This is a genomic window from Streptomyces sp. NPDC006339 (assembly GCF_040612775.1).
Lineage (GTDB): Bacteria > Actinomycetota > Actinomycetes > Streptomycetales > Streptomycetaceae > Streptomyces.
This window is the reverse complement of the sequence record NZ_JBEXQW010000003.1, coordinates 197,443-210,547: the sequence shown is the minus strand read 5'-3', so window position 1 is coordinate 210,547 and position 13,105 is coordinate 197,443. Positions and strand designations below refer to the sequence as shown.

Annotated in this window: 8 protein-coding genes; 7 read left to right on the top strand and 1 reads right to left on the bottom strand. The window is 72.0% G+C overall.

Features of this window, described 5'->3' with window-relative positions; all coding sequences use genetic code 11:
• Window positions 1-2: 2 nt before the first annotated feature.
• The 5 genes from ABZ135_RS03705 to ABZ135_RS03685 all read left to right on the top strand — a co-directional run bounded on the left by ABZ135_RS03705 (window position 3) and on the right by ABZ135_RS03685 (window position 7,941).
• Window positions 3-1,325 carry a diaminobutyrate--2-oxoglutarate transaminase family protein gene (locus tag ABZ135_RS03705; RefSeq protein WP_356691479.1) on the top strand — a complete coding sequence of 441 codons (1,323 nt, stop codon included), beginning with the start codon at window positions 3-5 and terminating at the stop codon, window positions 1,323-1,325.
• 43 nt (window positions 1,326-1,368) lie between these two features.
• Window positions 1,369-3,261, top strand: a complete 1,893-nt coding sequence (locus ABZ135_RS03700; protein WP_356691376.1) for an IucA/IucC family protein — start codon at window positions 1,369-1,371, stop codon at window positions 3,259-3,261.
• A gap of 70 nt (window positions 3,262-3,331) precedes the next feature.
• Window positions 3,332-4,054: a GNAT family N-acetyltransferase gene (locus ABZ135_RS03695; RefSeq protein ID WP_356691375.1), complete on the top strand. Its 723-nt coding sequence runs from the start codon at window positions 3,332-3,334 to the stop codon at window positions 4,052-4,054.
• Window positions 4,055-4,114: 60 nt separating this feature from the next.
• A complete protein-coding gene (locus ABZ135_RS03690; RefSeq protein WP_356691373.1) occupies window positions 4,115-5,917 on the top strand; it encodes an IucA/IucC family protein in 1,803 nt (600 codons plus the stop codon).
• Window positions 5,918-5,967: 50 nt separating this feature from the next.
• Entirely contained in the window at window positions 5,968-7,941 is a 1,974-nt protein-coding gene (locus tag ABZ135_RS03685; protein WP_356691371.1) for an ATP-dependent DNA helicase, read from the top strand.
• Window positions 7,942-8,062: 121 nt separating this feature from the next.
• Here the strand turns inward: ABZ135_RS03685 and lexA are convergent, their stop codons facing one another.
• Window positions 8,063-8,851, bottom strand: a complete 789-nt coding sequence (gene lexA, locus ABZ135_RS03680) for a transcriptional repressor LexA (protein ID WP_356691370.1) — start codon at window positions 8,849-8,851, stop codon at window positions 8,063-8,065.
• Window positions 8,852-9,374: 523 nt separating this feature from the next.
• Here lexA and nrdR point away from each other — a divergent pair.
• A complete protein-coding gene (gene nrdR / locus ABZ135_RS03675) occupies window positions 9,375-9,884 on the top strand; it encodes a transcriptional regulator NrdR (protein WP_356691368.1) in 510 nt (169 codons plus the stop codon).
• Window positions 9,885-10,058: 174 nt separating this feature from the next.
• On the top strand, window positions 10,059-12,950 hold the full coding sequence (locus tag ABZ135_RS03670) for a vitamin B12-dependent ribonucleotide reductase (protein WP_356691366.1): 2,892 nt from the start codon (window positions 10,059-10,061) through the stop codon (window positions 12,948-12,950).
• The last annotated feature ends 155 nt before the right edge of the window (window positions 12,951-13,105 follow it).

Here is a 13,105-nt window from a genome sequence, read left to right as displayed (position 1 = left end):
GCATCCTGCGCCGCCAGGCACAGCGCGAATCCGCCGCCCGCACCTATGCGCGCTCCCTGCCGATCGTCCCCGTGCGGGCCCGGGGACTCACCATCGAGGGCGCCGACGGCCGCCGCTATCTGGACTGCCTCTCCGGCGCGGGCACCCTGGCGCTCGGACACAACCACCCCGTCGTCCTGGAGGCCATCCGCAAGGTCCTCGACTCGGGCGCGCCCCTGCACGTCCTGGACCTGGCCACCCCGGTCAAGGACGCCTTCGTCACCGAGCTGTTCGCCACCCTGCCCGCGGAGCTCGCCGCCGACGCCCGCATCCAGTTCTGCGGACCCGCCGGCACCGACGCCGTCGAAGCCGCCCTCAAACTCGTCCGCACCGCCACCGGCCGACGAGGCATCCTCGCCTTCAGCGGCGCCTACCACGGCATGACCACCGGCGCCCTCGACGCCTCCGGCGGCGCCACCGACGTCCGCGTCGCCCGGCTGCCCTACCCCCGCACCTACCGCTGCCCCTTCGGCGTCGGCGGCGAACGCGGCGCCGAACTCGCCGCCCGCTGGACCGAGACGGTCCTTGACGACCCCAAGAGCGGCATCCCCCGGCCCGCCGGAATGATCCTCGAACCCGTCCAGGGCGAGGGCGGTGTCATCCCCGCCCCGGACGACTGGCTGCGCCGCATGCGGAAGATCACCGAGGCCCGCTCCATCCCGCTGATCGCCGACGAGATCCAGACCGGCGTCGGCCGCACCGGCGCCTTCTGGGCCGTCGAACACAGCGGCGTCGTCCCCGACGTGATGGTCCTCTCCAAGGCCATCGGCGGCTCCCTCCCCCTCGCCGTCATCGTCTACAGGTCGGCACTCGACGCCTGGGAACCGGGCGCCCACGCCGGCACCTTCCGCGGTAACCAGCTCGCCATGGCCGCGGGCGCCGCCACCCTCGCCTTCGTCCGCGAGAACAAGCTCGCCGACCGCGCCGGCACCCTCGGCGCCCGCATGCTCGGACAGCTCCAGGGCCTCGCCGCCGCCCACCCCTCGATCGGCGACGTCCGCGGCCGCGGCCTGATGATCGGCGTCGAACTCGTCGACCCCGAGGCCGGCGGCGACGACGACCTCACCCCGCCGCCCGACCCCGAGCTCGCCCTCGCCGTCCAGCGCCACTGCCTCGACCGCGGGCTCATCGTCGAACTCGGCGGCCGGCACAACGCCGTCGTGCGCCTGCTGCCCCCGCTCACCCTCACCGACGAGCAGGCGGCCGCCGTCCTCGACCGCTTCGCCGACGCCCTGGCCGCCGCCGAACGGGCCCGCCCGCCCCGGCACTCCGGGCCGTCCCACTGAACCGGACCCCCCGCCCCGGTCCCCTCCCCCCAAGGAAAACCCCGTGAACCCCACCCCCGCCTCCGAAGCCACCGGCACCGGACCCGCCGGCGGCCCCCTGACCGCCGAGCCCACCGTCCCCCGCCAGTACGCGAGCCCCCGCCCCACGGCGCACGAGCCGCGCGGCATCGCACCGGGCCCCGCCCCGATCGGAACGGCGGCGGCCGACCCGCAGGACGACCCGCTGGACCACCCCGATCCGATCCGTGCCGCCGACAGCGCCGCCGTCGAGAATCTGCTGCGCTGCTGGGTCCGGGAGAAGAACCTCCCGGCCCCCGACGGCGGCAGCCCCCTGCGCATCGCCCTCGACACCAGCGGCACCGCCCTCCTCGTCCCCGTCCGCCACTGGTCGCCCACCGGCTGGCACCGCCTCGGCGCCCCCGTCCTCGAGGGCCTCCCCACCTCCGTACCGCCCCTCGACGCCGTCACCCTCGCCGCCCTGCTCAGCCGCGAGACCGGCCGCCCCGAAGCCACCGAACTCGTCGGCCGCGTCGCCGACTCGAGCCGCCGCACCGCCGACTTCATCGCCGCCCGCAGACGCGACCCCCGGCCCGCCCCCGAGGCCGACCTCTTCCTCACCGCCGAACAGTCCCTGCTGCTCGGCCACCCCCTCCACCCCACGCCCAAGAGCCGCGAAGGACTCTCCGACGCCGAGGCCCGGCTCTACTCACCCGAACTGCACGGCTCCTTCCCCCTGCACTGGATGGCCGTCGACCGCAGCGTCCTCGCCACCGACTCCGCCTGGACCGAACAGGGCCGCCCCGTCGCCGCCGCCCAGCTCACCGCCGGCCTCGCCGAGGGCCTCGAACTCCCCGCCGGCACCGCCGCCCTGCCCCTCCACCCCTGGCAGGCCCGCGAGCTCCGCCACCGCCCCGCCGTCGCCGCCCTCCTCGACGCCGGCCTCCTCCACGACCTCGGCCCCCACGGCAGCCGCTGGCACCCCACCTCCTCCGTCCGCACCGTGCACCGCCCCGGCGCCCGCGCCATGCTCAAGCTCTCCCTCGGCGTACGGATCACCAACTCCCGCCGCGAGAACCTCCGCAAGGAACTCCACCGCGGCGTCGAGGTCCACCGGCTGCTGCGCACCGGCCTCGTCGACCAGTGGCAGGCCGCCCACCCCGGCTTCGACATCGTCCGCGACCCGGCCTGGCTCGCGGTCGACACCCCCGACGGCGAACCCGTCCCCGGACTCGACGTCATGATCCGGCACAACCCCTTCGCCGCCGGTGACGACGCCGTCTGCCTCGCCGGACTCACCGCCCCACGCCCCTGGCCCGGCTCGACCCGGATGCGCTCGCGCCTCGCGGACATCGTCCTCCGCCTCGCCGCCCGCACCGGCCGGCCCACCACCGCCGTCGCCACCGAGTGGTTCCTGCGCTACCTCGACCTCGTGGTCCGCCCCGTGCTCTGGCTCGACGGCCATGCGGGCGTCGCCCTGGAGGCCCACCAGCAGAACACCCTGGTCCTCCTCGACCCCGAGGGCTGGCCCACCGGCGGCCGCTACCGCGACAACCAGGGCTACTACTTCCGCGAGTCCCGCCGCGACGAGCTCGAAAGCCGCCTCCCCGGCATCGGCACCGCCAGCGACACCTTCGTCTCCGACCAGGTCACCGACGAACGCTTCGCCTACTACCTCGGCATCAACAACGTCCTCGGCCTCATCGGTGCCTTCGGCTCCCAGCACCTGGCCGATGAGCGCGTCCTGCTCGCCGCTCTCCGCCGCTTCCTCAGCGGTGCGACCAGCCTCGGCTCCCCGCTGCCGCACCGGCTCCTGGAAGCCGCCACCCTGCGCTGCAAGGCCAACCTCCTCACCCGGCTCCACGGCCTCGACGAGCTCGTCGGCCCCGTCGACACCCAGTCCGTCTACGTCACCATCACCAACCCCCTCCGCTCCTGAACCACCGCCGCCCGGGACCACCCCGGGACCGCACCCACCCCGCCCCGACCCGCCGAGAGGAGAGCGCCCCGTGCCTCCCACCGAAGCGCACCCCGGCACCGCCGGCCCACCCGACGCCGACCCGAGCGCCGACCCGAGTGCCGACGACACCCTGGACCTGCACCTGCCCGAGGAGTTCCTCGCCCTCCTCGCCCAGGCCGAACGGGACCGCAGCGGCGCCGGCGACCTCCTCGACGACCTCGCCGACTGGGGACCGACCGCCACCCCCGCCGGACGCTTCCAGCTCGTCCCCGTCCGGCTCGACCGCGACCTGCCGCTGGTCACCCGCTGGATGAACGCCCCGGCCGTCGCCGCCTTCTGGGAACTCCAAGGACCCGAGAGCGTCACCGCCGACCACATCCGCGCCCAACTCGACGGCGACGGCCGCAGCGTGCCCTGCCTCGGCGTCCTCGACTCCACGCCGATGAGCTACTTCGAGATCTACCGCGCCGACCTCGACCCGCTCGCCCGGCACTACCCCGCCCGCCCGCACGACACCGGCGTCCACCTCCTCATCGGCGGCGTCACCGACCGCGGACGCGGCATCGGCACCCTCCTGCTCCGGGCCGTCGCCGACCTCGTCCTCGACCACCGGCCCCGGTGCACCCGCGTCCTCGCCGAACCCGACCTGCGCAACACCCCCTCCGTAGCGGCCTTCCTGGCCGCCGGCTTCCGTCTGTCCGCGGAAGTCGACCTGCCCGACAAACGAGCCGCGCTCATGGTCCGCGACCGGGCCCTGCGCCACGTCCTCTGAACACCCTCTGCCTTACATACACCGCTCGACCCACAGCGGTTCCCACCCCGAGGAGTCCTCGTGTCGACGTCCCCTGCACCCCACGACTCCGCACCACCCGCACCGTCGGACCTCTACGCTCCCCCCGAGCTCCACGCGACCGCCTGGACCCGGGCCGGTACCCGCCTGCTCGCCAAGGCCGTCGCCGAGTTCGCCTACGAGGAGATCGTCCGGCCGCGCCCCGGGGACGGCCCCGGCCGCTACACCCTCACCCTCGACGACGGCGGCACCCTCGCCTTCACCGCCCGCCGGGGCGCCTACGAGAGCTGGCGGGTCGACCCCGACTCGCTCACCCTCGACGGCAGGCCCGCCACCGACCCCCTCGCCTTCCTCGTCCGGGCCCGCCGGCTCCTCGGCCTCGACGGCGCCACGCTCGGCCACCTCATCCGCGAGCTCACCACCACCCTCGCCGCCGACGCCCGCCTCGACCACACCGCCCTGCCCGCCGCCCGCCTCGCCGACCTCGGCTACGCGGAACTCGAAGGCCACCAGACCGGACACCCGTGGCTCGTCCTCAACAAGGGCCGGATCGGTTTCTCCGCCACCGACGCCGCCCGGTGGGCCCCCGAGGCCCGCCGCCCCGCCCGCCTGCCCTGGATCGCGGTCAGCACCCGGCTCGCCGCCTACCGCGGCGTCCCCGGCCTCGACACCCCCGACCTGCTCTACGCCCGCGAACTCGACCCCGAGGTCCGGGAGAGCTTCCACAACGCCCTGCGCGCCCGCGGCCTCGACCCCGACGGCTACCTGCTGCTGCCGGTACACCCCTGGCAGTGGGACGAGATCCTGCTGCCGCTCTACGCCCCCGCGATCGCCTCCGGGGCCCTCGTCCCGCTCCCCGCCGACCCCGACCTCCGCCTGCCGCAGCAGTCCGTCCGTACCTTCCTCAACACCACCCGGCCCGACCGGCACACCGTCAAGCTGCCGCTCTCCGTCCTCAACACCCTGGTCTGGCGGGGCCTGCCCACCGAGCGCACCCTCGCCGCCCCCGCCGTCACCGCCTGGGTCCACGGCCTGCGCGACGCCGACCCCTTCCTGCGCGAGGAGTGCGGCCTGATCCTCCTCGGCGAGGTCGCGTCCGTGACCGTCGAGCACCCGCTCTACGACCGGCTGCCGGAAGTGCCGTACCAGTACAAGGAACTCCTCGGCGCGATCTGGCGCGAACCCCTCCGGCTGCCCCCGGGCGAGCGGGCCCGCACCCTCGCCTCGCTGCTCCACGTCGACCCCGAGGGCCGGGCCTTCGTCGCGGAGCTCGTCGCCCGCTCCGACCTCACCCCCCGGGCCTGGCTCCAGCGCCTCTTCGCCGCCCTGCTGCCACCCCTGCTGCACTTCCTCTACCAGTACGGCACCGTCTTCTCCCCGCACGGCGAGAACGCCATCGTCGTCTACGACGAACAGGACGTGCCCGTCCGCCTGGCGATCAAGGACTTCGTGGACGACGTCAACATCAGCGCCGTGCCGCTCCCCGAGCACGGCACGATGCCGGACGACGTGCGGGCCGTGCTCCTCACGGAGGAACCCGGCTTCCTGACCCAGTTCATCCATTCGGGCCTTTTCGTGGGCGTCTTCCGCTACCTCGCGCCGCTCTGCGAGGAGCAACTCGAGGTGCCCGAGGAGGAGTTCTGGACCCTGGTGCGCGCCGAGATCCTCCGCCACCAGGCACGCTTCCCGGAGCTGAAGGAACGGTTCGAGCTGTTCGATCTCCTCGTCCCCAGGATCGAGCGGCTGTGCCTCAACCGGAACCGCCTCCACCTCGACGGCTACCGCGACCGCCCCGAGCGGCCCCACGCGGCCGTCCACGGAAGCGTCCCGAACCCGCTGGCGTGATCACGGGGAGGGGCCCGGCTGTCAGTGCCGCCCCGTAGGGTGGAAGGGCTATGACGAAGCCATCCCTCCCCGATCTCCTCCACGCCGCCGTCTCCGCCGTCGGCGGTGTGGAGCGCCCCGGCCAGGTCACCATGGCCGAGGCCGTGGCCGAGGCCATCGACGACGGTTCCCACCTCCTCGTCCAGGCCGGCACCGGCACCGGTAAGTCCCTCGGCTATCTCGTACCGGCGCTGGCGCAGGGGGAGCGTGTGGTGGTCGCGACGGCGACGCTGGCGCTCCAGCGCCAGCTCGTCGAGCGCGACCTGCCGCGGACGGTGGAGGCGCTGCACCCGCAGCTTCGCCGCCGCCCGGAGTTCGCCATGCTCAAGGGCCGGTCGAACTATCTGTGCCTGCACCGGCTCCACGAGGGCGTTCCGCAGGACGAGGAGGAGGGCCTCTTCGACCCCTTCGAGGCGGCCGCGCCGACCAGCAAGCTCGGTCAGGACCTGCTGCGGCTGCGGGACTGGTCGGACGAGACGGAGACCGGCGACCGGGACGACCTCACTCCGGGCGTCTCCGACCGGGCCTGGGCCCAGGTCTCGGTCTCCTCGCGCGAGTGTCTGGGCGCGAGCAAGTGCGCGTACGGGGCGGAGTGCTTCGCCGAGGCGGCCCGCGAGCGGGCCAAGCTCGCGGACGTCGTGGTCACCAATCACGCGCTGCTCGCCATCGACGCGATCGAGGGCGCGCCGGTGCTGCCGCAGCACGAGGTGCTGATCGTCGACGAGGCCCATGAGCTGGTGTCCCGGGTGACCGGGGTGGCCACCGGTGAGCTCACGCCCGGGCAGGTCAACCGGGCGGTGCGGCGGGCGGCGAAGCTGGTCGACGAGAAGGTGGCCGATCAACTGCAGACCGCGGCCGAGGGCTTCGAGAAGCTGATGGAGCTGGCGCTGCCCGGCCGCCTGGAGGAGATCCCGGAGGACCTCGGCTATGCGCTGATGGCACTGCGCGACGCTTCGCGAGCGGTGATCACGGCGCTCGGCTCCACCCGCGACCGTTCCGTGCAGGACGAGGACGCCGTCCGCAAGCAGGCCCTCGCCTCGGTCGAGTCGGTCCACGGCGTGGCCGAGCGGATCACCCAGGGCTCCGAGTGGGACGTCGTCTGGTACGAGCGGCACGACCGTTTCGGCGCCTCGCTGAGGGTGGCGCCGCTCAGCGTCTCGGGCCTGCTGCGGGAGAAGCTGTTCGCGGACCGCTCGGTGGTGCTGACCTCCGCCACGCTCAAGCTGGGTGGGGACTTCAACGGGGTCGGTGCCTCGCTCGGCCTCGCTCCCGAGGGCACCCAGGGCGAGGACATGCCCGTGTGGAAGGGCATCGACGTCGGCTCGCCCTTCGACTATCCCAAGCAGGGCATCCTGTACGTCGCCAAGCACCTGAACCGGCCGGCTCGGGACGGCGAGCGCGGGGACATGCTGGACGAGCTGACCGAGCTGATGCAGGCCGCCGGCGGCCGGACGCTGGGGCTTTTCTCGTCGATGCGCGCCGCCCAGCAGGCGGCCGAGGAGCTGCGGACCAGGATTCCCGAGCTGCCGATCCTGCTCCAGGGCGAGGACACGCTCGGCGAGCTGATCAAGAACTTCGCCGCCGATCCGAAGACCTGTCTGTTCGGCACGCTGTCGCTGTGGCAGGGCGTGGACGTGCCCGGCCCGAGCTGTCAGTTGGTCGTCATGGACAAGATCCCCTTCCCGCGCCCGGACGACCCGCTGATGAGCGCGCGCCAGAAGGCGGTCGAGGACGCGGGCGGCAACGGCTTCATGGCCGTGGCGGCGACCCACGCGGCGCTGCTGATGGCGCAGGGCGCCGGTCGGCTCGTACGGGCGACGGGGGACCGCGGTGTGGTGGCGGTCCTCGATCCGCGGCTCGCCACGGCGCGGTACGGCAGTTATCTGAAGGCTTCGCTGCCCGACTTCTGGTACACGACGGACCGCAATCAGGTGCGGCGGTCGCTGGCGGCCATCGACGCGGCGGCCCAGGCGGCGGAGGCGTAGCGCGGCGTCCTCGGGTGCGAGGACGGGAGGCGGCCCGGGGGCCTGGGGGCCTGGGAAACGGCAGGGCCCCGGGACCGGCGCAGTGGGTCCCGGGGCCCGGTTCAGGGCCGACGAGGTGGGGTCACACCCGTCGCAGCACGGCGACGACCTTGCCGAGGATGGTGGCCTCGTCGCCGGGGATCGGCTGGTACGCCGCGTTGTGCGGCAGCAGCCAGACGTGGCCGTTCTCGCGCTTGAAGCGCTTGACCGTGGCCTCGCCGTCGAGCATGGCGGCGACGATGTCACCGTTCTCGGCGACGGGCTGGCGGCGGACCGTGACCCAGTCGCCGTCGCAGATCGCGGCCTCGATCATGGAGTCGCCGACCACCTTGAGGACGAACAGCTCGCCGTCGCCCACCAACTGCCGGGGGAGGGGGAAGACGTCCTCGACGGACTCCTCGGCCAGGATGGGGCCACCGGCCGCGATGCGGCCGACCAGGGGGACGTAGGAGGCGGCGGGCTTGCCCGTCGTGTCCGTCGGCTGGGTGCTGGGCTGGTCGGAGCCGCGCACCTCGTACGCCCGGGGCCGGTGCGGGTCGCGACGGAGGAAGCCCTTGCGCTCGAGGGCCATGAGCTGGTGCGCCACGGAGGAGGTGCTGGAGAGGCCGACGGCCTGGCCGATCTCGCGCATCGACGGGGGGTATCCCCGGCGCTGCACGGAGTCGCGGATGACCTCGATGACCCGGCGCTGCCGGTCGGTGAGGCCGGAGCTGTCGGCCCGGATGCCTGGAGGTCGGCCGGGGAGCGAGCGGGCGGGTCGGCCGGGCTCCTCCCCGTTCATGACTGCGTCATTCATCGCATGCACCGGCTCGAGTCGGCCCTGGGAGCGGTCCTGGGCGGTAATGGTGGCACTGTCTGCGGTGGTGGTCACGTCGTCGGCCCCTCTCGAATGGTCTCCCTGGCTGGCACAACGGTAGTAGCTTTCGAAAGGTTGCGCCAAACACACGTTCGAGTGAAAATTCGCAGTTCGGCTTACGCGTGTGCGCGGGTGGGTGTATAGGCGGGTCGACCACTGCTCGCCCCGGCCGGCACGGTAGCCTTCCCGGTCGGACCGGAGGGGACGGCTCCCGTCCCGGGAGTGCTCTCCGGGCGCCCTGACGACTTCCCTCCCAGTGTCGCACCGGCCACCCCGGAATCCGCGCCGCCGCGCCCTTCCCGTACCCTCGTGGCCGTCCGCCCGGCGCCTCGCGCGCCCGTCGCGGCGCGACACGCGCATGGGCCCAAAATCGCGGATCGACCCAAGATCTAGTGGTTGGATGCCATCAGCCACCCACCAGTAGTGGTCCCCGGTCGGCCGGGGGTGCTCGGATCGCCTATGCTGGTGGTCGCTTCGAGGGGGCCTTGACGGGCCCGGCGAGGCTATTCAGTCGTGCCAAGAGGGAGGGTCGGAACCAATGCACTGCCCCTTCTGCAGGCACCCCGACAGCCGCGTCGTCGACAGTCGCACCACCGACGACGGGACGTCGATCCGACGCCGCCGCCAGTGCCCCGACTGCTCCCGTCGTTTCACGACGGTGGAGACCTGTTCGCTCATGGTGGTGAAGCGGTCCGGGGTCACCGAGCCCTTCAGTCGTACCAAGGTCATCTCCGGCGTGCGCAAGGCGTGCCAGGGGCGGCCCGTCACCGAGGACGCCCTCGCCAAGCTCGGCCAGCGGGTCGAGGAGGCGGTGCGCGCCACCGGAAGCGCCGAGCTGACCACCCATGACGTGGGTCTGGCCATCCTCGGCCCCCTGCAGGAACTGGACCTGGTCGCCTACCTGCGTTTCGCGTCCGTGTACAAGGCTTTCGACAGCCTCGAAGACTTCGAGGCCGCCATCGCGGAACTCCGTGAGCGGCCTCCCGCTGAGAACGGCGGGACCGCGGCGACCCCAGGGGTCCCCGTTCCCGCCAACGCCGCCGACTGACCGGCGGGCCGGACCGGGACGGTCCGGCGGCCGGCCGCGCGCGGTCGGGAAAGACGTGCCCCGAGCGGCCCGTGAGGCGCTCGTGGCAACAGCAGTACAGACAGCAGTACAGAAAACAGAGCCCTGGAATTTTCCGGGTGCTCCAGGGTGTTTTGCCCGTATATGGGAGGCGGCATGACAGAGACGGCGAGCGGTCCGGCACGTGGTTCCCGCACCAAGGGAGCCAAGGCGGCGAGCAAGGGCCTGCGTATCGAGCGCATCCACACCACCCCCGGCGTGCATCCGTACGACGAGGTGACCTGGGAGCGTCGTGACGTCGTCATGACCAACTGGCGCGACGGCTCGATCAACTTCGAGCAGCGTGGCGTCGAGTTCCCCGACTTCTGGTCGGTGAACGCGGTCAACATCGTCACCAGCAAGTACTTCCGCGGGGCCGTCGGCACCCCGCAGCGCGAGACCGGTCTCAAGCAGCTCATCGACCGGATCGTGAAGACCTACACCAAGGCCGGCGAGGACTACGGCTACTTCGCCTCGCCCGCCGACGCCGAGATCTTCGAGCACGAGCTGGCCTACGCCCTCCTGCACCAGATCTTCAGCTTCAACTCCCCGGTGTGGTTCAACGTCGGCACGCCGCAGCCCCAGCAGGTCTCCGCCTGCTTCATCCTGTCCGTCGACGACTCCATGGAGTCGATCCTCGACTGGTACAAGGAAGAGGGCATGATCTTCAAGGGCGGCTCCGGCGCCGGCCTGAACCTCTCCCGCATCCGCTCCTCCAAGGAGCTCCTCTCCTCCGGCGGCAACGCCTCCGGCCCGGTCTCCTTCATGCGCGGCGCCGACGCCTCCGCGGGAACGATCAAGTCGGGCGGCGCCACCCGCCGCGCGGCCAAGATGGTCATCCTCGACGTCGACCACCCCGACATCGAGGACTTCATCGAGACCAAGGTCAAGGAGGAGGAGAAGATCCGCGCCCTCCGCGACGCGGGCTTCGACATGGACCTGGGCGGCGACGACATCACGTCCGTCCAGTACCAGAACGCCAACAACTCCGTCCGCGTGAACGACGAGTTCATGAAGGCCGTGGAGTCCGGCGGCAAGTTCGGCCTGCGCGCCCGCATGACCGGCGAGGTCATCGAGGAGGTCGACGCCAAGGCGCTCTTCCGCAAGATGGCCGAGGCCGCGTGGGCCTGTGCCGACCCGGGCATCCAGTACGACGACACGATCAACCACTGGCACACCTGCCCCGAGTCCGGCCGCATCAACGGCTCGAACCCGTGCAGCGAGTACATGCACCTGGACAACACGTCCTGCAACCTCGCCTCGCTGAACCTGATGAAGTTCCTCAAGGACGACGGCAAGGGCAACCAGTCCTTCGACGTCGAGCGCTTCGCCAAGGTCGTCGAGCTCGTCATCACCGCGATGGACATCTCCATCTGCTTCGCCGACTTCCCCACCCAGAAGATCGGCGAGAACACCCGCGCCTTCCGCCAGCTCGGCATCGGCTACGCCAACCTCGGCGCCCTGCTGATGGCGACCGGCCACGCGTACGACTCCGACGGCGGCCGCGCCCTCGCCGGTGCCATCACCTCCCTGATGACCGGCACCTCGTACCGCCGCTCCGCCGAGCTCGCCGCGGTCGTCGGCCCGTACGACGGCTACGCCCGCAACGCCGAGCCGCACCAGCGGGTCATGAAGCAGCACGCCGACGCCAACGACAAGGCCGTCCGCATGGACGACCTGGACACCCCGATCTGGGCCGCCGCCACAGAGGCATGGCAGGACGTGATCCGCCTCGGCGCCAAGAACGGCTTCCGCAACTCCCAGGCGTCGGTCATCGCCCCGACCGGCACCATCGGTCTCGCGATGTCCTGCGACACCACCGGCCTCGAGCCCGACCTCGCCCTGGTCAAGTTCAAGAAGCTGGTCGGCGGCGGCTCGATGCAGATCGTCAACGGCACCGTCCCGCAGGCCCTGCGCCGCCTGGGCTACCAGGAGGAGCAGATCGAGGCGATCGTCGCCCACATCGCCGAGCACGGCAATGTGATCGACGCCCCCGGCCTGAAGACCGAGCACTACGAGGTCTTCGACTGCGCCATGGGCGAGCGCTCCATCTCCGCGATGGGCCACGTCCGCATGATGGCCGCCATCCAGCCCTGGATCTCGGGCGCCCTGTCCAAGACGGTCAACATGCCGGAGACGGCGACCGTCGAGGAGGTCGAGGAGATCTACTTCGAGGCGTGGAAGATGGGCGTCAAGGCGCTCGCGATCTACCGCGACAACTGCAAGGTCGGCCAGCCGCTCTCCGCCAAGAAGAAGGAGGACGAGAAGGCCGAGGTGACCGCGAAGACCGAGGCGACGATCCGCGAGGCCGTCGAGAAGGTCGTCGAGTACCGCCCGGTCCGCAAGCGCCTCCCGAAGGGCCGCCCGGGGATCACCACCTCCTTCACGGTCGGTGGCGCCGAGGGCTACATGACCGCCAACTCCTACCCGGACGACGGTCTCGGCGAGGTCTTCCTGAAGATGTCCAAGCAGGGTTCGACCCTCGCCGGCATGATGGACGCCTTCTCCATCGCCGTCTCCGTCGGTCTGCAGTACGGCGTTCCGCTGGAGACCTACGTCTCGAAGTTCACCAACATGCGCTTCGAGCCGGCCGGCATGACGGACGACCCGGACGTGCGGATGGCGCAGTCGATCGTCGACTACATCTTCCGCCGCCTCGCGCTCGACTTCCTGCCCTTCGAGACCCGCTCCGCCCTCGGCATCCACTCGGCCGAGGAGCGTCAGCGCCACCTGGAGACCGGTTCGTACGAGCCGGCCGAGGAGGACGTCGACGTCGAGGGCCTGGCCCAGTCGGCGCCCCGCACCCAGGAGCTGAAGGCGGTCGCCGCCCCGGCCCCCAAGGCCGAGGTCCCCGCCCCCAAGCAGGCCCACACCTCCGCGGAGCTCGTGGAGATGCAGCTCGGCATCAGCGCCGACGCCCCGCTCTGCTTCTCCTGCGGGACGAAGATGCAGCGCGCCGGCTCCTGCTACATCTGCGAGGGCTGCGGCTCGACCAGCGGTTGTAGCTGACCGTTCGGGCGAGCGTGACCGCGCAGCGCGTGACCGCATAGCGTGAGAGAGGGTGCCGACCGGTGGTCGGCACCCTCTTCCGCGTGCGCGGGAAAACTCGGTCCGCGCGTGAACGGTCACCGGTTAGGCTCTGCCGTCGCGCAGACAGCGCGCAC